We start from the raw sequence: 23,873 nt of genomic DNA on the forward strand, positions 1-23,873 counted from the left end.
TCCGTTCGCGCTTTAAGGCGGGTCAGTCGTCACTGCGGAGTTCGCGCTGGCGGGCGCTGAGCAGTTCGAGTTCTGGGCGCGCGGCCACGAAACGTTCGACGGCGGACAGCACCTCCACCAGGTGCGCCCGGTCCGCCGCGACCATCCCGGCGCCGATCACTGTGCGGCGGTACTGGTCGTGGTATTCCGCCTCGGTGACGGACACCTCGAAGCGCCGTTTGAGCTCGGCCAGCACCGGGCGGACCACGGAGCGCTTCTCCTTCAGGCTGTGCACGTCGCCGAGGAGGACATCGAATTCAATCCAGCCGATCCACATGACTGAATCTTCCCACCGATCGGTGCGGCGGGCGGCCTAGATCGTGAGCTCGCCCATCCGGTCCCAGCCTTCGCCGTCGAGCTGGCGGCTGATGATCCGCGGGGTTTCCGCCAGCGCCTGCGGCATGTCGGCCATGGCCTGCTTGAAGTGGGCGCTGTTGACGTGGTCCCCGGCGGCGTCGTCCTTGAAGGCCTCGACCAGCACGAACTCATTGGGGTCCTCGACGCTGCGGGACCAGTCGAACCACAGGTTGCCCGGCTCCTGCCGGGTGGCCTGCGTGAAGTTCTCGACCAGGCCGAGCCAGCGCTCGGACCAGTCGGGCTTGACCTTGAATTTAACGACGATGAAGATCACGGCTGTGCCTTTCGGTTCGGGTGAGGTCTTCCATTCTTGCAGTCGGCGGCGGCGCTCAGCAGGCCGCGATGGCCGCCCGGGCCCGCTCCTGCTGCTGCGGGGTGCCCACCCGCTCGGCCCACTGCTCGGCGAGCTGGAACTCCACCATGGCTTCGGCGCAGCGGCCCGCCTCGTGGAGGGTCCAGCCCAGGTTGTTGTGCAGGGCGACCATCCACCGCCGGGTCCGGGCGTCGTGGACCGTGGAGGCGTATTCCAGGGCGCTGCGCGTCCAGGGCTCCGTGTGGGCGGTGTCGGCGATCGCGAGCATGTGCAGGGCGTCCACGGCCAGGAACTCCTCGCCCAGATGGTCGGCGAGTTCGGCGGCCTGCTCAAAGAGCGGGACCGCCATCTCGGCGTGGCCGCCGGAATTCAGCACCCGGCCGCGTTCCAGCAGGACCCGGACGGCCACCGTGGGCTCGTCGGCGTCAATACCGTCCAGCAGCGCATCGGCTTCCTCGTGGCGGCCCTGGAGCCCGATGGCCCGGCCCAGCTGGGTGGCCAGCTCGGCCCGTTCGTCGTCGTCGTAGCCCGGGTCCGCGAGCGCCGCGCGGAAGCGGGACTCCGAAAGGGCGGGATCATCGAAGTTCCACAAACGGTCAAGGGTCTCTTGGTTCAGCATTCACCTGCTCCTGCTCAGTTAACCTGCGGTCAGTTCCCGTGCACTCCTAAGGTATCGGGAAGTGATGTACCTTTGGGCCGCCCTGGCCACGGCTCCGCCGGCCGCGTAAAACCAGTTGGCGTGGCGGCTGAAGGCGGTAATGGTAAAGCTCACGGCACCGGCGGCGTCGATCGAAACTTCAAAGGCTTCCTCGCCGCGCTCCGGGTGCCCCGGCAGCGTCCCGTAGCCGAACCCGGCCGACTGCGGGGCGTTCCCGGGCAGCGGCCGGCGGACCCACACGACTTCGCAGGGCGCATTGATGCGGAAGGGCCCGACGCCGAACCCGCTGATGATCCGCGTCCCGGGCAGCACAGAATCGGTCTCGGTCCGGACCCGGAGCCCGGACCTGCGCTGGATCTGCCAGCTGAGGACACCCTCGGCGACGCGGCGGTAGGTTTCGATGCCGTCGCCCAGGTGGGCGCGGACCTGGATCCGTTGGAAGCCTGACGGCCACAGGCCGTGCTCCGTGGCGCCAATTCCGGGATAGTTCAGTTCGCCGCCGGCGATCCGGGACGTCACGGCCGCGGCTCCGGGCGGGCCAGCCGCGCCCAGCCCAGCTGCACCTGCTGGCGGCGGGTCAGGGTGGCGACAACGAGGTCGTAGGAGTCCTCCACGAGGTCGCGGATCATCGCGTCCGGGAGCTCACCGTCCAGCCGCACGCCGTTCCAGTGCTTCTTGTTCAGGTGCCAGGCGCCCGTGATCTCGGGATGGGCCGCACGCAGTTGCTCGGCGAGGGCCGGTTCGCATTTCAGGCTGACCGAAAAGTCCTGGGCGTCCATGGCCGACAGCGCGAACATCTTCGCGTCGTGCCGGGAGCCGCCGGGCACCGCGGCACGCACTTTGAAGACCGCGGTTTCGGGACCGAACGGGTAGTCCTCGTAGGCCCCCGGAAAGGCCAGGCATAGCCCGCGGAGCGCTGCTGGATCCATGCTCCCAGCCTAGCCGGACGGCCGGCGACGCACTGCGGCGGTTCAGAGCCCGAGCCGCGGCGCTTCCTGGGCGGGGCAGGCGTTCATGACCACGTCCAGTCCGGCAGCCTTGGCCCGCGCGGCGGCGGCCTCGTCGATCACGCCCAGCTGAAGCCAGACGGCTTTCGCGCCGGCGGCGATGGCCTGGTCCACCACCGGGCCGACCTTGTGGGAATTCACGAAGCAGTCGACGACGTCGAGCGGTTGCTTGGACGCCGGAATGTCCGCCAGTTTCGTGTACCCGGCCTCGCCGTGGACGGTGTCCCCGGGCAGGTTGACCGGGATGATGTCCATGCCGAGCCGGTCGCGGATGTAGAGGGACGTGTCGTAGGCGGCGCGCCATTCATTGGTAGTCAGGCCGACGACGGCCCACCGTCCCTTGGTGCGCAGGAGCCGCTCAATGACTTCGGGATCGTTGACGTGCGTCATGTGCACAGCCTACGTGCCGCCGTCGCGCGCCCGGACCCCGGCGGGAGGCGGAACCCTGCCCCGTCGAACATTCGGATGGCCGACCGCGCGACGGGGCGACGTGTCCGAATATTACGCGTCAGATTTGGGCGAATCCGGCCTTTCGGTTTTAGTGGTTAATGACCATCCCGAGCGGCTGAGAGACCTGGATCGATGAAGCCGCAGCAACCCTGGTCGTCGGATCTCCTCCCGGGAGACCGACGATAGCAAGGTAGCGAGCCACGGGAACGGCCGGATTGACCACCCGGACCGGAGGCTCGTTCCGTAGGGTGCTACTGCCAGGACCGATGGAGTAACCCTATGACTGCTGTCCTGTCCAAAGCCCCCCGGGCCACGACGGATTCATCCGCCGCCCACACCTCCGCCCTGCCGGTGTCCTTCCGCGGCCTGCGCCGCACGTTCGGCGCCGGAGCCGAAGCCCACACCGTGCTGCGCGACGTGAGCTTCGACGTCCGCGCCGGCGAAGTCCTGGCCATCCTCGGCGCCTCCGGCTGCGGCAAATCCACCCTGCTCCGGGCCGCCGCGGGCCTGGACGCGCCCAGCGCCGGAAACGTCCAGATCGACGGAACCGACGTCCGGGGCGTGGACCCGCGCTGCGCCTTCGCCTTTCAGGAACCGCGTCTGCTGCCGTGGCACACCCTGCAGGCCAACATCGCCATCGGGCTGCCGCCGGGGCTCAGCGCCCGCGACGGCAAAGCCAAGGTAGCCCGGCTCCTGGACCTCGTCGGCCTGCAGGACTTCGCCAAGCACCGGCCGCGCGAGGTCTCCGGCGGCATGGCCCAGCGCGCTTCCCTGGCCCGCGCCTTGGCCCGCAACCCCGGCGTGCTGCTGCTCGACGAGCCGTTCGGGGCACTCGATGCCCTGACCCGGGTCAAGATGCAGGACCTGCTGCTGGAGGTCCACCGGGCGGAGCCGACCACAGTGCTGCTCGTGACCCACGACGTCGACGAGGCGCTCCAGCTGGCCGACCGCATCATCGTCCTCGGCAAAGAATCCGCCCCGGAGGTCGGCGGCCCGGGCGCTGCAACCGAAGCAGAAGCCGCGGGTGCCACGATTGTGCGCAGTGTCGTCGTCCCCGGCGAACGTCCCCGCGACCGGGCCTCGGCCGAGCTGGCCCGAATGCGGGCCTCGCTGCTGGCCAGCCTCGGCGTCGACGGCCACTAGCCCCTCCCCGGCTCACCTCCGGACCCGCCGGGCTCTGCACACGCCGCTGCCCGGTCGGCACCCGCCGCCCGGCCCGGCCGCTGCATCCCGGACACCCCGTTCTTCCTGATCATCCGCACCGTTCGCACGTTTCCCTAAGGACCCACCATGCCTTTCGCCCGCACCGCTACCCGCACCACCACCCGCCGCTCCCTGCTCACGGCCGCCGCCGTTTCCGCCGCCCTGGTCCTCACGGGCTGCGTCGCCGGTGAGGGATCGGGCAAGCCCGCCGCAGCCGGCACCGCCGGCGCCGCGGGCGGTGCCACGCTGAACATCGACTTCGCCACGTACAACCCGCTGAGCCTCGTGATCAAGAAGAAGGGCTGGCTGGAGACGGCGCTGAAGGACCAGGGCGTCACCGTCAACTGGGTCCAGTCCGCCGGGTCCAACAAGGCCAACGAAGCGCTCCGTTCCGGCGCCGTCGACGTCGGATCCACCGCCGGTTCCGCCGCGCTGCTGGCCAAGGCCAACGGCTCGCCGATCAAGACCATCGATATCTTCTCCCAGCCCGAGTGGGCCGCCCTGGTCACCAAGCCGGACTCCGGCATCACCAAAGTGGCGGACCTGAAGGGCAAGTCCGTGGCCGCCACCAAGGGCACCGACCCGTACTTCTTCCTGCTGCAGTCCCTGTCCGAGGCCGGCCTCTCCGCAAAGGACGTCACGGTCCAGAATCTGCAGCACGCCGACGGCCGCACCGCGCTGGAAAACGGTTCCGTGGACGCGTGGTCCGGTCTGGACCCGATCATGGCCGGGGCGGAGCAGAAGGGCGCCAAGCTGTTCTACCGCAACCTCTCCTTCAACACCTACGGCTTCCTCAACGCGACCGAGTCGTTCCTGAAGGACAAGCCGGCGCAGGCCCAGGCCGTCGTCAATGCCTACGAGAAGGCCCGCGCCTGGGCCGCCGCGAACCCGGACGAGACCGCCCGGATCCTGGCCGATGCCGCCGGGCTGGACCTGGCCGTCGCCAAGACCGTGGTGCTGCAGCGCAGCAACCTCGACGTCGACCCGGCACCGGGCGAAGCCCAGCGCAAGGTCCTCGCCAAGATCGGTCCGAGCTTTGTGGAGACCGGGGATGTGGCGAGCCAGAAGCAGATCGACGACGCCGTCGCTTCCCTTCTCGATGACTCGCTGGTGAAGAAGGCGGACGCCTCCGCCATCAAGGATTCCTGATGCCCCGCCTCGGAAATACCTTGCCCACCGGCACCAGTGTTGCGGACGGACGCGCTGCAGCCGTCCCCGCAACTCCAGCAGGCGCCGCCCGGCCGGACTCGCCCGTTACGGGCGGGCCCGGAACCCCGGCGAACGGATGGTCCCCCGCCGGGATCCTGTCCCACGGCTGGGCGCGCCTGCTCCTTGGACTGATCCTGCCCGCTGCCGTGCTGGCAGCCTGGCAGCTGTCCACCGCTGCCGGACTGTTCAGCGTGGTCCAGCTCCCGCCCCCGGCGATGGTGCTGGACGCCGGACTCGATCTGATCCAGCGCGGCCAGCTTGGCCAGCACATCGCCATCTCCACCCAGCGCGTGCTGATCGGCTTCGCGGCCGGTGCCGCCCTGGGCCTGGTGCTCGGGTCACTGGTAGGGCTGTCCCGGGTGGCCGACGCGCTGCTGGCGCCGACGATCGGTGCCCTGCGCGCCGTCCCGTCCCTGGCCTGGGTGCCGCTGCTGATCCTCTGGATGAAGATCGGCGAGGACTCCAAGGTCACCCTGATCCTGATCGGTGCGTTCTTCCCGGTCTTCACCACGGTCTCCCTGGCCCTGCGCCATGTGGACCGGAACCTGGTCGAGGCCGCCCGCGCCTTCGGCCTCAAGGGCGTGAAACTGCTGACCACGGTCCAGCTCCCGGCCGTCGTGCCTGCGGTCTTCTCCGGGCTCCGGCTGGCCCTGGCCCAGGCGTGGCTGTTCCTGGTGGCCGCGGAACTGATCGCCTCCTCGATGGGCCTGGGCTTCCTGCTCACGGACTCGCAGAACAACGGCCGCACGGACCGGCTCCTGCTCGCCATCGTGCTGCTCGCCGTGATCGGCAAAATCACCGATGCCCTGCTGGGCCTGGCGGAAAAGTGGGCGGTGAAACGATGGGCGTGACACTGCCTGAGACCGTGACGCCGGCCCCGCTGAAGAATGCCCCGGATACAGACGCCGAACGCATCGCGTTCTGGGAAGAGGCCGCCCTGCGGCTGGACTGGCAGGACCCGCCGGGCGGATCGTCCGGCGCCCGCAAACCCTGGCGCACCGCACACCGCCTCGTTCCGGCGGATCCGCAGGCCGGCACGGGACCGGAGATCAGCTGGTTCGACGGCGGAAAGCTCAACGTCGCCTACAACTGCGTCGACCGCCATGTAGCGGCGGGACGCGGGGACAAGGTGGCGCTGCACTTCGAGGGCGAACCGGGCGACCGCCGCACCATCACCTACGCGCAGCTGCAGCGAGAGGTCGCAAAGGCCGCCAATGCCCTGCTGGACCTCGGCATCGGCAAGGGCGACCGGGTGGTCATCTACCTGCCCGTGATCCCCGAAACCGTGGTCATCACCCTCGCCGTGGCGCGGATCGGCGCGGTCCACTCGCTTGTGTTCGGCGGGTTCTCCGCCGAGGCGCTGAAGTTCCGGGTCGAGGACACCGGCGCCAAGCTGCTGGTGACCACCGACGGGCAGTTCCGCCGCGGCACCGCGGTCCCGGTGAAGGCCAACGCCGACGCCGCCGTCGCCGGGGACAACGCGGTCGAGCACGTGCTTGTGGTCAACCGCACCACCGCGCCCGAAGACCTGGACAGCGTCCCGATGGCGCCGGGCCGCGACGTGTGGTGGCACGACGCCGTCGGGCGGGCCTCCGACGTCCACGACGCCGAGGCGTTCGACGCCGAGACGCCGCTGTTCATCATGTACACCTCCGGAACCACCGGGAAGCCCAAGGGCCTGGTCCACACCTCCGGCGGCTACCTGACGCAGGCGTCCTGGAGCTTCGAGCATCTCTTCAGCCACCCGGACCCGGACCTGCGCGAGCACGACGTCCACTGGTGCACCGCGGACCTGGCCTGGGTCACCGCCCACACCTACGAGCTCTACGGACCGCTCTCCAACGGCGCCACCCAGGTGATCTTCGAGGGCACGCCGAACACCCCGCATCCGGGCCGGCACTTCGAAATCATCGAACGCTACCGGGTCACGCAGTACTACACCGCGCCCACCTTGGTCCGGTCGCTGATGGGCTGGTTCCCGGACGGCGTCCCCGCCGACTACGACCTGTCGTCCATCCGCCTGCTCGGCACCGTCGGCGAGGCCGTCAATCCCGAGGCCTGGCGCTGGCTCCGGGACAACGTGGGCGGCGGCACCGCCCCGGTGGTGGACACCTGGTGGCAGTCCGAGACCGGCGCCACGATCCTCTCCCCCGCCCCGACCGACACCGCGTTCAAGCCCGGCTGCGCCGCCCGGCCGCTGCCCGGCGTCGGCGCCCGGATCGTGGACGAGGCCGGCGCCCCGGTTCCGCCCGGCGTGCAGGGTTTCATCGTGGTGGACGCTCCGGGCCCGGCGATCGCCCGGACGGTTTGGGGCAACCCGCAGCGCTACTACGACTCGTACTGGCGCCAGTACGCGGAGCAGGGCTGGTTCCTTGCCGGCGACGGCGCCAAGTACGACGACGACGGCGACATCTGGATCCTGGGGCGGGTCGACGACACCCTCAACGTCTCCGGGCACCTGCTCTCGACGATCGAGATCGAATCCGCCCTCGTCTCGCACCCGGACGTGGTGGAGGCCGGCGTCTGCCCGGTCGCCGACCCGAAGACCGGCCACGCGATCGTCGCGTTCGTGGTTCCCACCCGCCCCCTACCCTCGCAAGCTCGGGCAGGGAACCCTGCGGGCGTGGGCCCAAACTCATTTGCTGAGGAACTGCGGAACCACGTCGCGAAGGCGATAGGGCCGATCGCGAAGCCGCGCGACGTCGTCGTCGTTCCTGATGTGCCGAAGACCCGCAGCGGCAAGATCATGCGACGGCTGCTGACGCAGCTGTTCGAGGGCAGCGACCTCGGCGACACCACCTCCCTGCAGAACGAGCCCTCCATCGCCGGCATCCAAACCGTCCTGCGTGAACGCAACACCACCGAAACACCCCAGAAGTAAGGAACCCCCATGACTGACATCAGCAGCGTCGCCCGTCTTTCCGAACCGCTCAAGTTCGCCTACTGGGTCCCCAACGTCTCCGGCGGCCTCGTGGTCTCCACCATCGAACAGCGCACCGGCTGGGACTTCGACTACAACAAGAAGCTGGCCCGGATCGCGGAGGACTCCGGCTTCGAGTACGCCCTGACCCAGACCCGCTACGCGGCCTCCTACGGCGCGGACAAGCAGCACGAGGCCACCTCGTTCAGCCTCGGCCTGCTGGCCGCGACCGAGCGGCTGAAGGTCATCGCCGCCGTCCACCCCGGCATGTGGCACCCCGGCGTGCTGGCGAAGTACCTGATCACCGCGGACCACATCTCCAACGGCCGCGCCGCCGTAAACATCGTCTCCGGCTGGCTCAAGGCAGAGTTCGAAAACTTCGGCCTCGAATGGCTCGAACACGACGAGCGGTACGTCCGCACCGAGGAGTTCATCCGGGTGCTCCGCGGCCTGCTGACCGAGAAGAACTTCAGCCAGTCCGGCAAGTACTACAACATCAACGACTTCACCCTGCAGCCGGCCCCCGTGGACGTTCCGGGCCGGGCGCACCCGGAGATCTTCTTTGGCGGGAACTCCACCGCCGCGCAGGCCACGGCCGGCCGGGTCGCGGACTGGTACTTCTCCAACGGCAAGGACCTTGACGGCTTCAAGGAGAACATCGCCGGCGTCGTGGCCTCCGCATCCGAGGCCGGACGCGGCACCGGTGGCGCGCTGGCGTCGCCCCGATTCGGCCTGAACGGCTTCGTCATCGCCCGGGACTCCGAGAAGGAGGCCCGCGAGACCCTCCGCGAGATCGTCGCGAAGGCCCACAAACCCGCCGTCGAAGGCTTCCGCGACGCCGTCCAGGAGGCCGGCGCGTCCACCAAGGACGGCAAGGGCATGTGGGCCGACTCCAGTTTCGAGGACCTGATCCAGTACAACGACGGCTTCAAGACCCAGCTCATCGGCACCCCGGAGCAGATCGCGGAACGGATCGTCGAATACAAGAAGATCGGCGTGAACCTGCTCCTGACCTGCTACCTGCACTTCCAGGAGGAGGTGGCAGCGTTCGGCAAGGACGTCCTGCCGATCGTGCGCGAACTCGAGGCCGACCTCGCCCGCAAGCACGGCACCGAACTGGACCTGTCCGCCACCCCTGCCACCAAGATTGAGGTAAACGCATAATGGCCGACCGTACCTTCGGGTTCCGCACCCGCGCCCTGCATGCCGGGGGCACCCCCGACGCCGAGCACGGCGCCCGTGCGGTGCCGATCTACCAAACCACCTCGTTCGTGTTCAAGGACACCCAGGACGCGGCCAATCTCTTCGCCCTGCAGAAGTACGGCAACATCTACTCCCGGATCGGCAACCCCACGGTCGCCGCGTTCGAGGAGCGCGTCGCGTCCCTCGACGGCGGCATCGGCGCGGTCGCCGCCTCCTCCGGCATGGCCGCGGAGTTCGTCACCTTCGCCGCGCTCACCCAGGCCGGCGACCACCTCGTGGCCTCCTCCCAGCTGTACGGCGGCACCGTGACCCAGCTGGACGTCACGCTGCGCCGCTTCGGGGTGGACACAACCTTCGTGCCCGGCACCGACCCGGCGGACTACGCCGCCGCCATCCGCGAGAACACCAAGGCGATCTTCGTCGAGGTGGTGGCCAACCCCTCCTCCGAGGTCCAGGACCTCGCCGGGCTGGCGAAGGTGGCGCACGAAGCCGGCATCCCGCTCGTCGTCGACGCCACCCTGAGCACCCCGTACCTGGTGCGGCCGATCGAGCACGGCGCGGACATCGTGATCCACTCCGCCACCAAGTTCCTGGGCGGGCACGGCACCACCCTCGGCGGCGTCGTCGTCGAAAGCGGGCGCTTCAACTGGGGCAACGGCAAGTTCCCCACCATGACCGAACCGGTGGCCTCCTACGGCAACGTCTCCTGGTGGGGGAACTTCGGCGAGTACGGTTTCCTCACCAAGCTGCGCTGCGAGCAGCTGCGCGACATCGGGCCGGCGCTCTCGCCGCAGTCCGCGTTCCAGCTGCTGCAGGGCGTCGAGACGCTCCCGCAGCGGCTCGACGAGCACCTAAAGAACGCCCAGGCCGTGGCCGAGTGGCTCGAAGCCGACGAGCGGGTGGCGTACGTGAACTACTCGGGCCTGCCCTCGCACCCGCATTTCGAGCGGGCCCGCAGGTACCTGCCGCTGGGACCGGGCTCGGTGTTCTCCTTCGGCGTGAAGGGCGGCCGGGCCGCGGGCCAGAAGTTCATTGAGTCCCTGCAGCTGGCCTCACACCTGGCCAACGTCGGCGACTCCCGGACCCTGGTGATCCACCCCGGCTCAACCACGCACCAGCAGCTGAGCCCCGAACAGCTCGAATCCGCGGGAGTGCCCGAAGACCTGGTCCGGATCTCGGTGGGCCTCGAGGACATCGAGGACATCCTCTGGGACCTGGACCAGGCCCTGGACGCGGCATCGGACATGACGGCCGACGGTGTATCCGCGGAAGCGGCGCATCGCGCCGCCGAGGAACGAGGCGGTGCAGTGACCGGCTCGGGGTCCCCGGAGGAGCTTGCGAGTCCGGGGGAAGCCGGGAACGCTAAGCCGCGTGCGGATGCATTGTCGGCCGCAGCGTGCACGATTGGAGCGAACTGATGACTGTAGATACCCGCACCTGGACCGGACCGTCCGCGCCGGAACGCCTGAACCTGTTGCGCCAGGCCAGGTCGATCGCCATCGTGGGTGCCTCGGACAAGCCGTCCCGGGCCAGCTACTTCGTGGCCACCTACCTGCAGTCCTCCACCCGCTACAAGGTGTACTTCGTGAACCCGGTGGTGAAGGAAATCCTGGGCGAACCCACGTACGCCTCGCTTGCCGACCTGCCGGAGAGCCCGGACATCGTCGATGTCTTCCGCAAACATGACGACCTGCCCGGGGTACTCGACGAGGCCATCGCCGCCGGCGCCAAGACCCTCTGGCTGCAGCTGGGTTCGTGGCACGAGGACGTCGCGAAGGAAGCCGAGGCGGCCGGGCTCGACGTCGTGATGGACCGCTGCGTCAAGATTGAGCATGCCCGTTTCCACGGCGGACTGCACCTGGCCGGCTTCGACACCGGAGTCATCTCCTCGAAACGGCAGGTCCTCGCCTAGGCGCCTTGGCGGAAGCCAGCCAGCCCGCACTTCGTTGCCGTTCGAAGTTTCACAACGGCAATGAACTGCGGGCTGGCTGGGTTAAACCGGCCTTAGGAGCCTGACGACGTCTTCGGAAGTTCCGGGATCGCGGGAACCGTAGGGAGCGGGCTGGTCGGGATGGCGCGGCCGTTCTGGCCCGGCAGGCCGGGGACCACGGGGCGCTTGTCCGGCGTCGGGAGCACCCCTCCGCGCCCGCCGGCCGGAGGCGTGACGGCCGGGGCGTGCTGCCGCGGCGCCGGGACGGTGGCCAGGGGCGACGGCGACGCCGGGACGGCCGCGGCGGGGGCAGTCGTCGAGGTTCCGGCCGGCACGGGCACCGGGGCGGCGGGAATGTCGGCGGGCGCGGTCCCGGCGGGTGCCGCGGGCGCCGGGGCAGGCTTTGCCGGCGTGAAGAGCACGGTGAAGGTGTGGCCCACGTTCTCGCGGAAGTCCGGGCTGGAGGCGGCCACGGCGCCGGCACCCAGGCTCATGGCACCGACGACGGCGCCGCCGATCAGGGCCATCCGGCGTTTGTGGCCGCGGCGGCGGTCGGCAAGGCTGGTGACATTGGCGGCAGCGGCCGGCGTTCCGGAGGCGGCCGGTGCGCCGGAGGCCAGCAGCGCGGCGAGGTCGGCCCGGGGCGCGGGCGCCTCGTCCGGGACGAGCGCCTGGAGGCCTTCCAGGGTGCTGCGCAGCTCGGTGGCTGCTTCGAGGCCGGAGTCACGGAGCATCGCCTGGATGCTGCCATCCTGCTGGGTGTTGCGCGTGCCGGTCATGATGCTGCGTGGTCCTTTTCGGTTACCAGTTCGCGCAGGGCAGTGAGCCCGCGCCGCTGAAGCTGTTTGATGGCACCCGGGGTCTTACCCATGATGCCGGCCACCTGTTCGATGGAGAGGTCCGCGACGATCCGCAGAACCAGGACTTCCCGTTGCTCCTCGTTGAGCAGGGACAGTGTGTGGGAGAGGCCGCCGAGCGAGCCGAGCGCCTCATCCTCGGCCGAGGCCGAATGCCGGGCGTCGTTCAGCGGGTCGTACTCAGCCAGGTGCGGCGTCCGTTCGGAGCGCCGGTGGTGGTCGACCAGCCTGGCGTGGGCGACTGAAAAAATGAAGGTCCGTAACCCCTTGTGGCCACCGGTGACGCCTGCCAGTTTCGGCAGTACATCGACGAAGACGTCCTGCGTCAGCGCCTCGGCGTCGTCAACGCCCTTGGCCCGGAAGTAGCCAAGTACCGCAGGGGAAATCACCGTGTAGACAGCGCTGAAACCGGAGGGGTCGCCAGCCAGGGCGGCTGACAACTCGTCATCGCTCAGCTGGTCTGCCAAGAGGCGTTCCTTCCGTTACTGCTAGGGGTGCGGCCCCCGATAGTCTAGCGGCCGCACCCCGTCACCTCCGAAGGGAGGCGTTTAGTGCTTACTTGTCGAGCTTCGGCAGCTCAACCGACGGGTCGGCCGGAACGGCGGGGACCGCCGGGGTGGCCGGAACGCCCTTGGCGGCCGGGACGGCCGGGGTCGCGACGGTTACGCCGGCGTGGGCCTTGGCTTCGGCAGCGCCCTTGGCGTTGGCGGCACCTTCGACGGAGGCGTCAACAGCGGCACCGTCCTTGTCGGCGGAGACGGAGCCCTCGGCGGTGCCTTCGGCGTCCTCGGTGGCTTCGACGTCGGCGTCGGCGTCGCCCTTGGCAGCGCCGTCAACGCTCGGGGCGGCCGGAACGGCCGGGGTGGCGGGAACAGCGGGCAGCTCCGTGGCCGGAACGGCGGGAACGGCCGGGGTGGCGGGCGTAGCCTGGTTCACTTCAGCCTGCTGGGTGCTGGAAACCTGGGCCGCGTTGGCCAGGCCGATGCCGGAGAAGCCTCCGACCGCCAGAATAGCGGCGCCGACAGCAATCTTGGTGGTCTTGCTAACACTCTTCATGAAAAACGTACATCCTTTGGTTGGTTGAAGGCTGGCCGGCGCCTGATGGGGGCAGGCGCCAGCCTGCACTTACATTCGGGTTCCAGTCGGCACCTGATGGGGGCAGGTGCCCGTCGGATCCTTCTTTCGAAGCGCGGGGCCTGATGGGGCAGGCACCCGACGGATCTTTCCCTGTAAGGCCGTCCGTCCGTGGTGGGGGGACCAGGCTCCGGGCGGCGCTTACAAAGGAGTAATCGCCGGGACGTCCCGAAAGGTTACGCGTCCGCTGAAAATTCTTTTTTCTTTTTTCGGCGGCGTTAAATGCGACAGCGGCGGCCCCTTTCCGGGGGCCGCCGCTGTCGTGAGTCCGGGACCGCGCGCTAGCGCGATACCGCTAGTCGTTGATCAGGTCGTTGACCACAATCGTCTGGTCCCGGTCCGGGCCGACGCCGATCGCGGAGAAGCGGGTGCCGGAAAGCTTCTCCAGGGCCAGCACGTAGTTCCGGGCATTCTCCGGGAGGTCGTCCAGGGTGCGGGCGCCGGTGATGTCCTCGGTCCAGCCCTCGAAGTACTCGAAGATCGGCTTCGCGTGGTGGAACTCGGTCTGGGTCATCGGCATTTCGTCGTGCCGGACGCCGTCGACGTCGTAGGCCACGCAGACCGGGATCTGTTCGATGCCGGTGAGCACGTCCAGCTTGGTGACGAAGTAGTCGGTGAAGCCGTTCACGCGGGAGGCGTGGCGCGCCAGCACCGCGTCGTACCAGCCGCAACGGCGCGGCCGGCCGGTGTTGACGCCGAACTCCCCGCCGGTCTTCTGCAGGTAGACGCCCATGTCATCGAACAGTTCCGTCGGGAACGGCCCGGCACCGACGCGGGTGGTGTAGGCCTTGATAATGCCGATCGACCGGGAAATCCGGGTGGGGCCGATGCCCGAGCCGACGGAGGCGCCGCCGGCCGTCGGGTTGGACGAGGTGACGAACGGGTAGGTGCCGTGGTCGACGTCGAGGAACGTGGCCTGGCCGCCCTCCATGAGCACCACCTTGCCATCGTCCAGCGCCTTGTTCAGCACGAAGGTGCTGTCGATGACCAGCGGGCGGAGGCGTTCTGCGAAGGACAGGAAGTAGTCGACGATCTCGTCCACCTCGATGTCGCGGCGGTTGTATACCTTGACCAGCAGCTCGTTCTTCTGCCGCAGCGAGCCCTCGACCTTCTGGCGAAGGATGGAAGCGTCGAAGACGTCCTGCACGCGGATGCCGAGGCGGGCCACCTTGTCCATGTAGGCCGGACCGATGCCGCGGCCGGTGGTGCCGATGGCGCGGCTGCCGAGGAACCGTTCGGTGACCTTGTCCAGCACCTGGTGGTAGGGGGCCACGAGGTGGGCGTTGGCGGAGACGCGCAGCCGGGAGGTGTCCGCACCGCGGGCTTCGAGGCCGTCGATCTCCTGGAACAGGGCCTCAAGGTTCACCACGCAGCCGTTGCCGATCACCGGGACCGCGTTCGGGCTCAGGATGCCGGCCGGAAGGAGCTTCAGCTCATACTTCTCACCGCCCACGACGACGGTGTGGCCGGCGTTGTTGCCGCCGTTCGGCTTGACGACGTAGTCGACGCGGCCGCCGAGCAGGTCGGTGGCCTTACCTTTGCCTTCGTCGCCCCACTGGGCTCCGACGATCACGATTGCTGGCATGGGATCCTCCCCCATTCGTTCGGGCCGCACTCCGACTGAGTCACCGGACGTGGTCCGCCGGGTGGTCAACGCAGCACAGCGCCGTTCATGAGAATGCCCCGAATCTACCGCTGCTGCTCTTGCCATCAACGCCAGGGTCCGGGGCTCTTACCACCCAAGTTTAGCCGAAAACGCCGGACCGCACCGTTTTTGGCGCCGGTCCGCGGGCCTCCGACACATAGCGGGCACGACTTGCGGGCCGGGGCCGCGTGGAATTAGCTGGGAGTGACCATCCCGAGCGGCCGAGGGACCTGGACCGTTGACGCCGCAGCAACCCCGCCGTTCCGGCCCGCTTTCCGCGGACCCCGTGGCCGGCACCGGTGCTACCGCCAGGACCGATGGAAAGGAACCCCGCCATGTCCCAAAACACAGACCATATCCGCGTCACCCACGCCGGCTCGTTGCCCCGCACCCCGGAGCTGATCGCGGCGAACGAGGCGAAGGAAGCCGACGGCATCACCCCCGAGTTCCTGGACCTGCTGGAGACCTCCGTGATCGACGTCGTCCAGCGCCAGAAGGACCTGGGCATCGACATCCCCAACGACGGCGAATACGGGCACACGATGTCCAGTTCGGTCGACTACGGCGCTTGGTGGAACTACTCCTTCTCGCGGCTCGGCGGCCTGGAACCGACCGACGTCGACCGCTGGGCCGACGCGCAGGTGCACCGGTCCTCCCCCGGCCACATCGTCCTGACCTCGTTCCCGGACCGCCGCGACCGGCAGAAGTTCAACGACGCCTACAACGACCCCTCCTCCGGGATCCTGGCCCACCGCAAGGCCGTCACCCAGCCGAAGATTGCCGGGCCGCTGACCTACACCGGGCAGGCGCTCGTGGGCTCGGACGTGGCCAACCTCAAGACCGGCCTCGCCGCGGCAGGCCTGGCGGAAGGCTTCGTCGCGTCCCTCTCCCCCGGCTCCTGCGCCCGGGTGGCCAACGAGTACTACAAGAGCGATGAGGAGCTCCTCTACGCCTGCGCCGATGCCATGCGCGAGGAGTACAAAGCCATCATCGACGCCGGCCTGACCGTCCAGCTGGACGACCCGTCGCTGGCCGAGAGCTGGGACCAGATCAACCCGGAACCGAGCCTCGAGGACTACCTGAAGTTCATCCAGCTCCGGGTCGAGGCCACCAACTGGGCCCTGCGCGACCTTCCGCAGGAGCAGATCCGGCTGCACGTCTGCTGGGGTTCCTGGCACGGCCCGCACACCACGGACATTCCCTTCGCGGACATCATCGACTCGGTGCTGCAGGTCAACGCCGGCGCGTACTCCTTCGAAGCGGCCAACGTCCGGCACGAACACGAGTGGCGCGTCTGGGAAGACACCAAGCTCCCCGAGGGCAAGTCGATCATTCCCGGAGTCGTCTCGCACGCAACGAACGTCGTCGAGCACCCCGACCTGGTGGCGGACCGGATTGTGCGCTTCGCCGAACTGGTGGGCCGCGAGAACGTGATCGCCTCCACGGACTGCGGTCTCGGCGGCCGCGTCCACCCGCAGATCGCCTTCGCCAAGCTCGAAGCGCTCGGCGAGGGCGCACGGCGGGCCAGCGCCCGGCTCTGGTAGCCGCCGCCGCGACACGCCGGGCACGCGGCGGGGCTTGGTAGACTGGTTATGACCGGGCAGGAACCGGTCCACCCACATTTCCAAACCATACCGGCCGTCGCGGGCCCGTCTTTCGTCGTGCCCGCGGCCGGTATGGCGCTTTGCCAATCCGCAGGAGACCCCGCAAGACATGACAGCCCTGGCCACAGAAAATTTCCGCGAACAGCTCCTGAGCCGGCGTTATGACGCCAACGTCGCCCCGGTCAACGAACTCTGCGACACCCTGCAGGCCGCCAAAGCTGGCACCACCGTCCCCTACGTGGATCCCGCACACGACATCGACGAGTGCCGCATCATCAGCCTGTACTCCAACATCGGAACCGCGGACCCGTCCGGGTTCATCACCGCCGGCGACGAGGAAGCCGCCACCCGCATGCTCGGCATCCAGTGGAAGCTCGGGTTGCGCCCCGAATACGTCATGCCCTGGAACGTCCACCCCTGGCACGTGGCCGGCGAGCCCAACGGCAAGTTCACCCCGGACCAAATCTCGGCGGGCCTGAAGCCGCTGCTGAAGTTCCTCGCCCTGGTGCCGCGGGCGTCCGTGATCGTGGCGCACGGCACCGAGGCCAACCGGCTGGCCAACCTGCTGCTCAAGACCGAGGTGCCGATGATCTGGCGCCGCGGGCTGAAGACGTACAAGGTGCGTTCGCTCAGCGGCCGTGCCTTCGCCGGCACCCCGGCCCGCCAGGAGCAGTACCTCGAAGAGATGCGCGTGGCCTACGCCGACGCGATGGCGCGCACCGGGCTGGCCAAAGCCAGCTAACCGGCCTCACGCCGAGGGCCCAAGGCCTTAAACGACGACGGCGGGCGTCCACCTTTCGGTGGGCGCCCGCCGTCGCATGTTCCCCTGCCGGTCCTAGGCTTCGATGGCTGCCTTGGCGGTGGGGTCTGATTCGTTCAGGAACTTCGCGATCCGCTCCGGTTCCTCCGCCTCGCCGATCGCCGCCGACGCGCGGCCGAGCGAGTAGAGGGCGCGCAGGAAGCCGCGGTTGGGCTCGTGCTCCCATGGGATCGGCCCGGCCCCGCGCCAGCCGTTGCGGCGCAGCGCGTCCAGTCCGCGGTGGTATCCCACCCGGGCGTAGGCGTAGGAATCGATGGTCCGGCCTTCCTTCCACGCTTCCTCGGCCAGCACGGCCCAGAGCAGCGAGGACGTCGGGTGCTTCTCCACCAGGTCCAGCGCCTCGTGGCCTGCTTCCAGGCCCGCGGTGACCTCGGTCTCGGCGGGCAGGAGCGTGGGTTCGGGGCCCAGCAGGTTCTTGCGGAACTCGTCCGACATGCTAGAACGTCTTGCCGGTGGAGCCGAGCTGCTGGGCAGCCTCCACGACGCGGGCGGCCAGGCCGGCTTCGGCCGAGGCGCCCCAGACGCGCGGATCGTACATCTTCTTGTTGCCGACCTCGCCGTCGACCTTCAGGACGCCGTCGTAGTTGCGGAACATGTGGTCCGCGACCGGGCGGGTGTAGGCGTACTGGGTGTCGGTGTCGATGTTCATCTTGATCACGCCGTAGGAGACCGCGTCCGCGATTTCCTGCTCGGAGGAGCCGGAGCCGCCGTGGAAGACCAGGTCGAACGGGCTGGTCTTGCCGATCTTGCCGCCCACCTGCTCCTGGATGTCCTTGAGGATTTCCGGGCGCAGCTTGACCCCGCCGGGCTTGTAGACGCCGTGCACGTTGCCGAAGGTCAGGGCCGTGATGTAGCGGCCGTTCTCGCCGGAGCCGAGGGCGTCGATGGTGGCCAGGGCATCCTCAACCGTGGTGTACAGCTTGTCGTTGATGGCGTTCTCGACGCCGTCTTCCTCGCCGCCGACGGTGCCGATCTCGACCTCAAGGATCATCTTGGCGGCCGCAGTGCGCTGGAGCAGGTCACGGGCGATGCGCAGGTTCTCCTGCAGCGTCTCGGCCGACCCGTCCCACATGTGGGAGTTGAACAGCGGGTTGCGGCCGGCCTTGACCTCGGCCTCGGAGGCGGCCAGCAGCGGCAGGACGAAGCCGTCCAGCTTGTCCTTGGGGCAGTGGTCGGTGTGCAGGGCGATGTTGACGCCGTAGTTCTTGGCGACCTCGCGGGCGAACGCGGCGAAGCCCAGCGAGCCGGCCACCATGTCCTTGGTGGAGGCGCCGGACCAGTAGGCGGCACCGCCGGTGGAGACCTGGACGATGCCGTCGGACTCGGCCTCGGCGAAGCCGCGCAGGGCGGCGTTCAAGGTCTGGGAGGAGGTGACGTTGACGGCGGGGAACGCGAAGCCGCCCGTCTTTGCGCGGTCGATCATCTCGGAGTAGATCTCTGGGGTTGCAATGGGCATGCTGACTCCTCATGTGAATTTCGTCTGCGGGCTGGGTTGACCCTGGAGTGAACCTCGTCGGCTACGCACCATCCTAGCCATTCCTCTGCTGCGGCAGTGTTTCCGGTCACGCAGCCCCTGTAACAGTCGCCCCGCCGCTCCCTCCGCCGAGGCGGCAGTTCACGCCCTGGCCCGGTGCGGGCACGCGGCGGGCGGCGTTACCCCGGCAGCTGGTTGAAGACGTGCCGGCGGATCCAGGCGTGCATCGCGATCGCGGCGGCGGACGCGGCGTTGATTGAGCGGGTGGAGCCGAACTGTTCGATCGAGAGGGTCGCAACGGCGGCGGCGTGGACCTCCGGGCTCAGGCCCGGACCCTCCTGGCCGAAGACCAGCACGCAGTCCCGCGGCAGGTCGTAGGTCTCCAGCGGAACGGAGTCGGGGAAGATGTCGATTCCGATGACGGCCAGGCCCTCGGCCTGCGCCCAGGCCGCGAACTCCTCCACCGTGGCGTGGTGCCGGACGTGCTGGTAGCGGTCGGTGACCATCGCTCCGCGCCGGTTCCAGCGGCGTCGTCCGATAATGTGCACTTCTTTGGCCAGGAAGGCGTTGGCGCTGCGCACCACCGTGCCGATGTTCATGTCGTGCTGCCAATTCTCAATGGCGATGTGGAAGTTGTGGCGCCGGGAGTCCAGCTCGGCCACGATCGCCTCGTGCTTCCAGTACCGGTACTTATCCAGCACGTTCCGGCGGTCACCGTCGGCGAGCAGGTCCGGGTCCCAGTGTTCGCCCTCCGGCCAGTCGCCCGGCCAGGGGCCGACGCCGACCTCCGCCTTCGGCTCCGCCCCGCCGTCGGAGGCGGCCGACTGGTCGGATGCGGGTTCGCGGAGAGTCTCGGGTTCAGTCACGCATCAACATTAGACTGGGACCGGAAGCGGAACACTATCGGCGGAGGGCACCATGGCGGACCAGCACGAAGAGCACGGGACAGCGGAGCGTCCGGACGCGGACGATGTGCGTTCATCCGCTTCGGTGTACCGCAGCGGGCAGGAGATCGAGTGCTGGCTGACGGACATGGACGGCGTCCTGGTCCATGAAAACCAGCCCATCCCGGGCGCCTCCGAGCTGATCCAGCGCTGGGTGGACACCTCCAAGCGGTTCCTGGTCCTGACGAACAACTCCATCTTCACGCCCCGGGACCTGGCCGCCCGGCTGAAGAGCTCCGGGCTGGAGATCCCGGAGGAGAACATCTGGACCTCGGCGCTCGCCACGGCGCAGTTCCTCAAGGACCAGGTGCGCGGCTCCGCCTCGGGCAACCGCGCCTACACGATCGGTGAGGCAGGGCTGACGACGGCGCTGCACGAGGCCGGTTTCATCCTCACCGACCAGGATCCTGACTTCGTGGTCCTCGGCGAAACCCGCACCTACTCGTTCGAGGCCATCACCATGGCCATCCGGCTGATCCTCGGCGGCGCCCGCTTCATCGCCACCAACCCGGACGCGACCGGCCCGTCCAAGGAGGGGCCGATGCCCGCCACGGGCGCGATCGCCGCCCTGATCACCAAGGCGACCGGCCGGGAACCCTACATCGTGGGCAAGCCGAACCCGATGATGTTCCGCTCGGCCATGAACCAGATCGACGCGCATTCGGAGACCACCGCCATGATCGGGGACCGGATGGACACCGACATCATTGCCGGTATGGAGGCCGGGCTGCACACCGTGCTGGTGCTCAGCGGCATCACCCACAAGGACGACATCGCGGCGTACCCGTTCCGGCCCAACCAGGTGCTGAACTCCGTCGCGGACCTGAAGAACCAGATCTGATCAGAACGCGGTTTTCCGCCCTCCGCCGCCGGGCAGCGCCAGGAACTCGTCCTGGAGCTGTTCGATCAGCGGCCGGTAAACCGAAGGGTTCCACTGCGGGCTGGCGTGCGCCGGCCTGGCTCCGTCGGTCCGTAGCGAGTCCGACACCATGTTGGCCCCGAACCGAAGCATCCAGGTGTCCCGGGCGGTTTCGTAGCTCACGGTCCCGTCCCTGGGATTGCCGATGAACGCCATCTTGGCGCTGCCCAGCTTGCCGACGAAGCGGTTCAGGTCGAAGTGGTAAATGTAGGCCGATTCGGTCTGGATCAGGACACTGGACGGGGCGATCGGCGAGAGCTGCTCCAGAGTCTGGTCCAGGATCTGGCCCCAGCTGCGCTCATGTTTGTTGAGCACCCGTTCGCCGAGTTCGTAGCCGCCGCGCAGGACGGTGGGGAACCGAAAGCCGCTTTCGTAAAGGAACACGACGCCTTCGAACCAGCTCTGGTCCAGCACGTCGTAGCGGCTGGAGGGGCTGGAGTCGAGCAGGATGAATGACACCTGGACGCCGTGCAGTTCCAGCAGCCGCGCCGCGACCTGCACGGCCACCATCCCGCCGAAGCTGTGGCCATAGAAGTACACCGTGTCCAGCTGGTGCGCGCGGATGTGCTCGATCACCGCGATCACGATCTTGTCGATCTCGAGGCCGACGTTCGAATAGCCGACGGCGGCCAGCTGGCCGCGTTTGGTCAGCGCCCCGCGCAGCGAGTTCAGGATCCACTGCGCCTCTTCCCAGCTGGTCTTGTAGCCCGGGAAGAGGAACCAGCTGGCCCGCGGGAAGTAGAGTTCGGCGACGTCGTCGGGCACCGGCAGGATTTTGTTCACGCGCCGTTCGGACTGGACGCGGCGGGTGAACAGCATGTCCGCTGCCAGGGCGGACGCGGCAATGGTTCCGGTGAGGAAGTTCCGCCGCGAGAACCGCTCCAGCTCGGCGGCGTGCCGGAGCACGCGGGCCTCGGCGTCGCGCGGCCCGCGCCCGTCGTTCGCTTCGGTGTTCCGCGGCACATCTCTACCGTAGTCACCGGCAGGCGCGCAACAGAATCGGGCAGGCGGGGGCCTAGACCGGCTCGGGCTCGCGGCCGTGTTCGCGCCGGTTCAGCTCCAGGCTGATGTCGTCATAGCGGGCCAGCAGTTCGGACTTGGCGCCGCCCCGCGGGTCGTCCAGCTTGCCGAAGACGCAGTCGCTCGCAGCCAGCAATTCGTCGTCGGAATAGCGGGTCAACGGACCGGTTCCGGACGAATCGATAGAGGCCACGAAATCCCCGGCGAGGTCCACCGGTTCGAAAACCCGCCCGAAGTCGTCGCCGTACGCCATCAATTCGAGCGAGACCCCGGCCGCGACCGGCTGCGTTGCGCGGCTGACCGCGTGGAACTGCACGTCCAGGGCGGAAAGGTCGACCGAATTCAGGTCGTGGCGCAGTCCCGCCAGGGCGGACGACTCGATGTATTCGGCGTTGGCAAGGTCCACCCGGATGTGGGACGTCATGCCCATGCGGCGGGCACGCTGAATGAGCTGCACGAGGGCGGGACGGGTTTGTTGGCTGAGGCTGCCCCGGACGTCGATCCGGATTACATCGGAACTGACATCGAGCTTGGCCTGGGCATTAAGAGATTGCTCCACAGATACTCCTTAGAAAGGATCCATGGCCGACGGCTCAACCGCACTCAGCCTAACTGCCCATCGGGGTGGGCACAAGCCACCCGCTTGCGGGCACCCTAACCGGTGGCCTGCCGTCCCGGTTCCTGGAAATGGGTGCGGGTGGCCGAACCGCCCACGGATTCCACCAGCGAGGTGGCGATGTCGCGCAGCTTGACGTTGCCGTGGCTCGAGGCATCCGTCAGGATCCGCACCGCTGTTTCCTGGCTGCAGCGGTTCTGCGCCATGACGATGCCGATTGCCATGTCGATCACCGTGCGGGATTCCAACGTGGCGCGCAGGTTCGTGGCGCTGTCCGTATGCAGCGAAAAGCGCACGGCCATGCGCAGCGCCTGGGAAATCTCCCGGGTGAAGTCCCGGGCCCGCGCCGCAACCTCGCCGTCGAACTTGCGCGGTGCGGTCGAGTAGAGGTTCAGCGCCGCCTGGGCTTCGCCCTGCAGGTGGAACGGCAACGAGAGCACCGAGCGCAGTCCGTGGGCGGCCACGGCCTCGGCGTAGTCGGGGCCCCAGCGGTCCTCGTCGAACAGGTCGGGAACGTAGACTTCACGTTCCTCGAGGGCCGCCGTCAGGCACGGTCCCTGGGCCAGGCGGTACTGGATCTCATCGACTTTCCGGGCGGACTCGCTGCTCCAGCCGATGGTCGCCGCTTTGCGGTCCCGCAGCAGGGTGATCCCGCACAGCACTTCGTCGCCGTCGCCGGCCAGCTGCTGCGCCGAAAAACGGGCCAGCTCGTTGAGGAACTCCTCGAAGTCAGCGCTGTCGAGGATGAGGTTCTGGATCTGGTCCACGGAACTGGCGGAATCCGGGTAGTCCTGGGGCGGGAGCATGTCGCTTTTCTCCTCCGGTGCGGGGACACCGGCTGGGGGTGTCAAAAAAATAATAAGTCACCCCAAAAGCACCGTCCACACGGTTCCGCCCCCGGTGAACTGCCTAGCTCAGGCCGAGTTCATCCTTGCCGAAGGCGAAGAGGTACGGGACGCCGGCTTCGGCTTCGATCTTTTCCTTGGCCCCGGTGTCCCGGTCCACGATCACGGCGACGGCCACCACGTTGCCGCCGGCCTTGCGGACGCCCTCGACGGCGGCGAGCGCGGACCCGCCGGTCGTGGAGGTGTCTTCGAGGACGAGGACCCGGCGGCCTTCGACCGAAGGGCCCTCCACCTGCCGGCCCATGCCGTAGGACTTCTGCGCCTTGCGGACGACGAACGCATCCACCGGGCGGCCGGCGTCGACGGCGGCGTGCATGACGGCGGTACCTACCGGGTCCGCGCCCATTGTCAGCCCGCCGGCGCACTCGAAGTCGATCCCGGCGTCGTCCATCAGCGAGAGCATGACCTGACCCACCAGCTTGGAGGCCTCGTGGTGCAGGGTGATTCGGCGCAGGTCGATGTAGTAGTCGGCTTCGGCGCCGCTGGAGAGGATGACCTTGCCGCGCACGACGGCCAGTTCCTTGATCAGGTCCAGGAGGCGGGCGCGGGCGGCAGCGGCTGAGGCGGGGGTGGCAGTCATGCGACCCAGTTTAGTGGTTGGGCGGGCCACGATCCGCGAGCGCGCTCAGGATGACAACCGCGGCCC

The 23,873-nt window shown here is 68.5% G+C and carries 27 protein-coding genes; 10 read left to right on the forward strand and 17 right to left on the reverse strand.

Translation table 11 applies throughout. The features are described from left to right. Window positions 1-22 precede the first annotated feature (22 nt). The 6 genes from ASG71_RS00830 to ASG71_RS00855 are packed head-to-tail and all read right to left on the reverse strand — an operon-like array spanning window position 23 to window position 2,764. Window positions 23-316, reverse strand: coding sequence for a DUF503 domain-containing protein (locus tag ASG71_RS00830; protein WP_056736156.1), 294 nt, complete (start codon window positions 314-316; stop codon window positions 23-25). 36 nt (window positions 317-352) lie between these two features. Continuing rightward, entirely contained in the window at window positions 353-670 is a 318-nt protein-coding gene (locus ASG71_RS00835) for a putative quinol monooxygenase (protein ID WP_056736157.1), read from the reverse strand. A 55-nt stretch (window positions 671-725) separates the two neighbouring features. Next, on the reverse strand, window positions 726-1,328 hold the full coding sequence (locus ASG71_RS00840) for a hypothetical protein (protein ID WP_056736158.1): 603 nt from the start codon (window positions 1,326-1,328) through the stop codon (window positions 726-728). An 18-nt stretch (window positions 1,329-1,346) separates the two neighbouring features. Beyond that, the gene (locus ASG71_RS00845) at window positions 1,347-1,886 is read right to left on the reverse strand and encodes a DUF1990 family protein (protein WP_056736159.1); all 540 of its coding nucleotides are present in this window, start codon (window positions 1,884-1,886) and stop codon (window positions 1,347-1,349) included. Further along, window positions 1,883-2,296: an MmcQ/YjbR family DNA-binding protein gene (locus ASG71_RS00850; RefSeq protein WP_056736160.1), complete on the reverse strand. Its 414-nt coding sequence runs from the start codon at window positions 2,294-2,296 to the stop codon at window positions 1,883-1,885. Before ASG71_RS00850 ends, ASG71_RS00845 begins: the two co-directional genes overlap by 4 nt. Before the next feature lie 42 nt (window positions 2,297-2,338). Next, entirely contained in the window at window positions 2,339-2,764 is a 426-nt protein-coding gene (locus ASG71_RS00855; protein WP_056736161.1) for a CoA-binding protein, read from the reverse strand. A gap of 339 nt (window positions 2,765-3,103) precedes the next feature. Here ASG71_RS00855 and ASG71_RS00860 point away from each other — a divergent pair, with 339 nt between their 5' ends. From ASG71_RS00860 to ASG71_RS00890, 7 genes are all read left to right on the forward strand, one after another. Continuing rightward, window positions 3,104-3,967 (forward strand): ABC transporter ATP-binding protein, encoded by an 864-nt coding sequence (locus tag ASG71_RS00860; RefSeq protein ID WP_056736162.1) that lies wholly within the window; start codon window positions 3,104-3,106, stop codon window positions 3,965-3,967. Window positions 3,968-4,114: 147 nt separating this feature from the next. Continuing rightward, a complete protein-coding gene (locus ASG71_RS00865; protein WP_056736164.1) occupies window positions 4,115-5,176 on the forward strand; it encodes an aliphatic sulfonate ABC transporter substrate-binding protein in 1,062 nt (353 codons plus the stop codon). Continuing rightward, on the forward strand, window positions 5,176-6,087 hold the full coding sequence (locus tag ASG71_RS00870) for an ABC transporter permease (RefSeq protein ID WP_082574725.1): 912 nt from the start codon (window positions 5,176-5,178) through the stop codon (window positions 6,085-6,087). Before ASG71_RS00865 ends, ASG71_RS00870 begins: the two co-directional genes overlap by 1 nt. Then, window positions 6,078-8,117: an acetate--CoA ligase gene (gene acs, locus ASG71_RS00875; protein WP_056736165.1), complete on the forward strand. Its 2,040-nt coding sequence runs from the start codon at window positions 6,078-6,080 to the stop codon at window positions 8,115-8,117. The genes ASG71_RS00870 and acs overlap by 10 nt, the downstream gene beginning before the upstream one ends. A gap of 9 nt (window positions 8,118-8,126) precedes the next feature. After that, window positions 8,127-9,320 carry a dimethylsulfone monooxygenase SfnG gene (gene sfnG / locus ASG71_RS00880; RefSeq protein ID WP_056736166.1) on the forward strand — a complete coding sequence of 398 codons (1,194 nt, stop codon included), beginning with the start codon at window positions 8,127-8,129 and terminating at the stop codon, window positions 9,318-9,320. Next, a complete protein-coding gene (locus ASG71_RS00885; protein WP_082574727.1) occupies window positions 9,320-10,777 on the forward strand; it encodes an O-acetylhomoserine aminocarboxypropyltransferase/cysteine synthase family protein in 1,458 nt (485 codons plus the stop codon). The genes sfnG and ASG71_RS00885 overlap by 1 nt, the downstream gene beginning before the upstream one ends. Next, window positions 10,777-11,271, forward strand: coding sequence for a CoA-binding protein (locus tag ASG71_RS00890; protein WP_056736167.1), 495 nt, complete (start codon window positions 10,777-10,779; stop codon window positions 11,269-11,271). Before ASG71_RS00885 ends, ASG71_RS00890 begins: the two co-directional genes overlap by 1 nt. 92 nt (window positions 11,272-11,363) lie before the next feature. On the opposite strand, the gene ASG71_RS17065 is transcribed toward ASG71_RS00890, so the two are convergent. From ASG71_RS17065 to ASG71_RS00910, 4 genes are all read right to left on the reverse strand, one after another. After that, entirely contained in the window at window positions 11,364-12,068 is a 705-nt protein-coding gene (locus tag ASG71_RS17065) for a hypothetical protein (protein ID WP_056736168.1), read from the reverse strand. Then, the gene (locus tag ASG71_RS00900) at window positions 12,065-12,613 is read right to left on the reverse strand and encodes an RNA polymerase sigma factor (RefSeq protein ID WP_056736175.1); all 549 of its coding nucleotides are present in this window, start codon (window positions 12,611-12,613) and stop codon (window positions 12,065-12,067) included. Before ASG71_RS00900 ends, ASG71_RS17065 begins: the two co-directional genes overlap by 4 nt. A gap of 88 nt (window positions 12,614-12,701) precedes the next feature. Continuing rightward, window positions 12,702-13,202, reverse strand: a complete 501-nt coding sequence (locus ASG71_RS00905; RefSeq protein ID WP_056736177.1) for a hypothetical protein — start codon at window positions 13,200-13,202, stop codon at window positions 12,702-12,704. 373 nt (window positions 13,203-13,575) lie between these two features. Continuing rightward, a complete protein-coding gene (locus ASG71_RS00910; RefSeq protein ID WP_056736179.1) occupies window positions 13,576-14,865 on the reverse strand; it encodes an adenylosuccinate synthase in 1,290 nt (429 codons plus the stop codon). Window positions 14,866-15,260: 395 nt separating this feature from the next. Here ASG71_RS00910 and ASG71_RS00915 point away from each other — a divergent pair, with 395 nt between their 5' ends. Continuing rightward, entirely contained in the window at window positions 15,261-16,469 is a 1,209-nt protein-coding gene (locus tag ASG71_RS00915; RefSeq protein ID WP_056736182.1) for a cobalamin-independent methionine synthase II family protein, read from the forward strand. A gap of 169 nt (window positions 16,470-16,638) precedes the next feature. Beyond that, window positions 16,639-17,271 carry a uracil-DNA glycosylase gene (locus ASG71_RS00920; RefSeq protein WP_056736184.1) on the forward strand — a complete coding sequence of 211 codons (633 nt, stop codon included), beginning with the start codon at window positions 16,639-16,641 and terminating at the stop codon, window positions 17,269-17,271. 93 nt (window positions 17,272-17,364) lie between these two features. Here the strand turns inward: ASG71_RS00920 and ASG71_RS00925 are convergent, their stop codons facing one another. From ASG71_RS00925 to ASG71_RS00935, 3 genes are all read right to left on the reverse strand, one after another. Next, entirely contained in the window at window positions 17,365-17,784 is a 420-nt protein-coding gene (locus tag ASG71_RS00925; RefSeq protein WP_056736186.1) for a DUF3151 domain-containing protein, read from the reverse strand. 1 nt (window position 17,785) lies between these two features. Beyond that, window positions 17,786-18,805 (reverse strand): class II fructose-bisphosphate aldolase, encoded by a 1,020-nt coding sequence (fbaA, locus tag ASG71_RS00930; RefSeq protein WP_056736188.1) that lies wholly within the window; start codon window positions 18,803-18,805, stop codon window positions 17,786-17,788. A 197-nt stretch (window positions 18,806-19,002) separates the two neighbouring features. Beyond that, a complete protein-coding gene (locus tag ASG71_RS00935) occupies window positions 19,003-19,689 on the reverse strand; it encodes a TrmH family RNA methyltransferase (protein ID WP_056736190.1) in 687 nt (228 codons plus the stop codon). Between the two features lie 52 nt (window positions 19,690-19,741). On the opposite strand from ASG71_RS00935, the gene ASG71_RS00940 reads away from it, so the two are divergent. Further along, entirely contained in the window at window positions 19,742-20,608 is an 867-nt protein-coding gene (locus tag ASG71_RS00940; protein WP_056736192.1) for an HAD-IIA family hydrolase, read from the forward strand. Here the strand turns inward: ASG71_RS00940 and ASG71_RS00945 are convergent, their stop codons facing one another. The 4 genes from ASG71_RS00945 to pyrE all read right to left on the reverse strand — a co-directional run bounded on the left by ASG71_RS00945 (window position 20,609) and on the right by pyrE (window position 23,807). Continuing rightward, window positions 20,609-21,649 (reverse strand): thioesterase domain-containing protein, encoded by a 1,041-nt coding sequence (locus ASG71_RS00945; RefSeq protein ID WP_056736194.1) that lies wholly within the window; start codon window positions 21,647-21,649, stop codon window positions 20,609-20,611. A 52-nt stretch (window positions 21,650-21,701) separates the two neighbouring features. Next, on the reverse strand, window positions 21,702-22,265 hold the full coding sequence (locus ASG71_RS00950) for a hypothetical protein (protein ID WP_056736198.1): 564 nt from the start codon (window positions 22,263-22,265) through the stop codon (window positions 21,702-21,704). A gap of 95 nt (window positions 22,266-22,360) precedes the next feature. Further along, the gene (locus tag ASG71_RS00955; protein WP_056736200.1) at window positions 22,361-23,128 is read right to left on the reverse strand and encodes a GAF and ANTAR domain-containing protein; all 768 of its coding nucleotides are present in this window, start codon (window positions 23,126-23,128) and stop codon (window positions 22,361-22,363) included. A 103-nt stretch (window positions 23,129-23,231) separates the two neighbouring features. Beyond that, the gene (gene pyrE / locus ASG71_RS00960; RefSeq protein WP_056736202.1) at window positions 23,232-23,807 is read right to left on the reverse strand and encodes an orotate phosphoribosyltransferase; all 576 of its coding nucleotides are present in this window, start codon (window positions 23,805-23,807) and stop codon (window positions 23,232-23,234) included. Between the last annotated feature and the right edge of the window lie 66 nt (window positions 23,808-23,873).

The organism is Arthrobacter sp. Soil763, assembly GCF_001428365.1.
GTDB lineage: Bacteria > Actinomycetota > Actinomycetes > Actinomycetales > Micrococcaceae > Arthrobacter.

Bases quoted from the DNA above. Each gene is read 5' to 3' on its own strand.
- ASG71_RS00830 (WP_056736156.1), bottom strand. From the start codon at position 316: ATGTGGATCGGCTGGATTGAATTCGATGTCCTCCTCGGCGACGTGCAC.
- ASG71_RS00840 (WP_056736158.1), bottom strand. From the start codon at position 1,328: ATGCTGAACCAAGAGACCCTTGACCGTTTGTGGAACTTCGATGATCCC.
- ASG71_RS00850 (WP_056736160.1), bottom strand. From the start codon at position 2,296: ATGGATCCAGCAGCGCTCCGCGGGCTATGCCTGGCCTTTCCGGGGGCC.
- ASG71_RS00855 (WP_056736161.1), bottom strand. From the start codon at position 2,764: ATGACGCACGTCAACGATCCCGAAGTCATTGAGCGGCTCCTGCGCACC.
- ASG71_RS00860 (WP_056736162.1), top strand. From the start codon at position 3,104: ATGACTGCTGTCCTGTCCAAAGCCCCCCGGGCCACGACGGATTCATCC.
- ASG71_RS00865 (WP_056736164.1), top strand. From the start codon at position 4,115: ATGCCTTTCGCCCGCACCGCTACCCGCACCACCACCCGCCGCTCCCTG.
- ASG71_RS00870 (WP_082574725.1), top strand. From the start codon at position 5,176: ATGCCCCGCCTCGGAAATACCTTGCCCACCGGCACCAGTGTTGCGGAC.
- acs (WP_056736165.1), top strand. From the start codon at position 6,078: ATGGGCGTGACACTGCCTGAGACCGTGACGCCGGCCCCGCTGAAGAAT.
- sfnG (WP_056736166.1), top strand. From the start codon at position 8,127: ATGACTGACATCAGCAGCGTCGCCCGTCTTTCCGAACCGCTCAAGTTC.
- ASG71_RS00885 (WP_082574727.1), top strand. From the start codon at position 9,320: ATGGCCGACCGTACCTTCGGGTTCCGCACCCGCGCCCTGCATGCCGGG.
- ASG71_RS00890 (WP_056736167.1), top strand. From the start codon at position 10,777: ATGACTGTAGATACCCGCACCTGGACCGGACCGTCCGCGCCGGAACGC.
- ASG71_RS17065 (WP_056736168.1), bottom strand. From the start codon at position 12,068: ATGACCGGCACGCGCAACACCCAGCAGGATGGCAGCATCCAGGCGATG.
- ASG71_RS00905 (WP_056736177.1), bottom strand. From the start codon at position 13,202: ATGAAGAGTGTTAGCAAGACCACCAAGATTGCTGTCGGCGCCGCTATT.
- ASG71_RS00910 (WP_056736179.1), bottom strand. From the start codon at position 14,865: ATGCCAGCAATCGTGATCGTCGGAGCCCAGTGGGGCGACGAAGGCAAA.
- ASG71_RS00915 (WP_056736182.1), top strand. From the start codon at position 15,261: ATGTCCCAAAACACAGACCATATCCGCGTCACCCACGCCGGCTCGTTG.
- ASG71_RS00920 (WP_056736184.1), top strand. From the start codon at position 16,639: ATGACAGCCCTGGCCACAGAAAATTTCCGCGAACAGCTCCTGAGCCGG.
- ASG71_RS00925 (WP_056736186.1), bottom strand. From the start codon at position 17,784: ATGTCGGACGAGTTCCGCAAGAACCTGCTGGGCCCCGAACCCACGCTC.
- fbaA (WP_056736188.1), bottom strand. From the start codon at position 18,805: ATGCCCATTGCAACCCCAGAGATCTACTCCGAGATGATCGACCGCGCA.
- ASG71_RS00940 (WP_056736192.1), top strand. From the start codon at position 19,742: ATGGCGGACCAGCACGAAGAGCACGGGACAGCGGAGCGTCCGGACGCG.
- ASG71_RS00955 (WP_056736200.1), bottom strand. From the start codon at position 23,128: ATGCTCCCGCCCCAGGACTACCCGGATTCCGCCAGTTCCGTGGACCAG.
- pyrE (WP_056736202.1), bottom strand. From the start codon at position 23,807: ATGACTGCCACCCCCGCCTCAGCCGCTGCCGCCCGCGCCCGCCTCCTG.